Here is a 1,241-nt window from a genome sequence, read left to right as displayed (position 1 = left end):
GGTGTCGTTGAAGGTCGCTTCGGAAATGTCGATGGTTGCCATAGTGCAATAATATACCCCTAGGGGTATTGGAGCAACAGAGCGGTGAGCTCTGCGCCAGTTTGCATTAATACCCCCTGGGGTATCATGATGGAAGGGTAACTACCCGCCCGGGCTGCCGGACACCATGAAAGGGCACCAGCATGAAGAGCATTTCAGTGGACGACCTGGCAGCACTCGGGTCTGATGTTTCCATCATTGACGTCCGGGAAGAGGAAGAGTACTCGGAGGCCTGCGTTCCGGGAACGAGGAACATTCCGCTCTCGCGTTTCCAGCAGTCCCTCGGTGACGTTCCGGTCGGACGGACCGTCTATGTCATGTGTGCATCCGGCGGCCGCAGTTCCCGCGCCACGGCGCACCTCGCCGGGCAAGGCTACGACGCCGTGAATGTCATGGGCGGCATCACCGAGTGGTACCGCAACGGGCACCCGGTCACCTACCAGGCCGGCGGCGAGTGAGCATGTCCTCCACCGTCAGCCCCCCGCAGCTCGAGCCGGACCCGGATGCCGGGAGCCGCCGCACCATCAACCGCCTCAAGCGCGCCCAGGGGCAGCTCACTGCGCTGATTGCCGCCGTCGAATCCGGGGCAGATTGCCGCAACGTCGTCACCCAGCTGTCGGCGGTCCGCGGCGCCCTGGACAAGGCCGGATTCGAACTCATCTCGGCGGCGATGCGCGACTGCCTCACCGAGCCAGCGGACGCCCTCCCGGCAGGCGGCGTGCAGCCTGGACTGCCGGCCCAGAGGCCCACCCTGACGGAAATCCGCACGCTCTTCCTGCGCCTGACCTAGGCCGGCGCCGGTCAGTGCCAGGGCAAGGGCGCCCAGCCCAAATATCCAGCCCAACAGCCCCGTTCTACCGAAAGGTCCAGACCATGGAAATTACCCCCGCTCAGCTCGCGGAGCAGCTCACGAGCGGCCGCGGCGCCCAGATTATCGATGTCCGCGAATCAGCTGAAGTCGCCGGGGGCATGATTCCCGGTGCCCGGCACATCGCCCTGGGCGAACTGGGCGGGCGCCTTGATGACCTGGACAAGGCCCGGCCCGTCATCGCCATTTGCCGCAGCGGACGCCGCAGCGCGGCGGCCGCGGACCAGCTCACGGCCGCGGGCTTCACGGCCTACACCGTGCCCGGCGGAATGCTCGATTGGACGGCTGCGGGCTTCCCCGTCAGCTGAGCCCACCAGAGTTCCCGGGCGGCATG

Annotated in this window: 3 protein-coding genes; all 3 read left to right on the top strand. The window is 66.4% G+C overall.

Going from position 1 to position 1,241, the window contains the following annotated elements:
• Window positions 1-182 precede the first annotated feature (182 nt).
• The 3 genes from BJQ90_RS20940 (at window position 183) to BJQ90_RS20930 (ending at window position 1,215) form a co-directional block, all read left to right on the top strand.
• The gene (locus BJQ90_RS20940; protein ID WP_226762105.1) at window positions 183-497 is read left to right on the top strand and encodes a rhodanese-like domain-containing protein; all 315 of its coding nucleotides are present in this window, start codon (window positions 183-185) and stop codon (window positions 495-497) included.
• A gap of 2 nt (window positions 498-499) precedes the next feature.
• Complete coding sequence (locus BJQ90_RS20935; RefSeq protein ID WP_226762124.1) at window positions 500-829, top strand: metal-sensitive transcriptional regulator; 330 nt, start codon at window positions 500-502, stop codon at window positions 827-829.
• Window positions 830-912: 83 nt separating this feature from the next.
• Window positions 913-1,215: a rhodanese-like domain-containing protein gene (locus BJQ90_RS20930; RefSeq protein ID WP_226762104.1), complete on the top strand. Its 303-nt coding sequence runs from the start codon at window positions 913-915 to the stop codon at window positions 1,213-1,215.
• Window positions 1,216-1,241: the final 26 nt, after the last annotated feature.

Source organism: Arthrobacter sp. SO3, from assembly GCF_020532825.1.
Lineage (GTDB): Bacteria > Actinomycetota > Actinomycetes > Actinomycetales > Micrococcaceae > Arthrobacter.
The sequence above is the reverse complement of the archived record's forward strand: the minus strand, read 5'-3'. Positions and strand labels throughout refer to the sequence as shown.

Coding starts and splice junctions, on each gene's coding strand:
- BJQ90_RS20940 (WP_226762105.1), top strand. CDS start 183: ATGAAGAGCATTTCAGTGGACGACCTGGCAGCACTCGGGTCTGATGTT.
- BJQ90_RS20935 (WP_226762124.1), top strand. CDS start 500: ATGTCCTCCACCGTCAGCCCCCCGCAGCTCGAGCCGGACCCGGATGCC.
- BJQ90_RS20930 (WP_226762104.1), top strand. CDS start 913: ATGGAAATTACCCCCGCTCAGCTCGCGGAGCAGCTCACGAGCGGCCGC.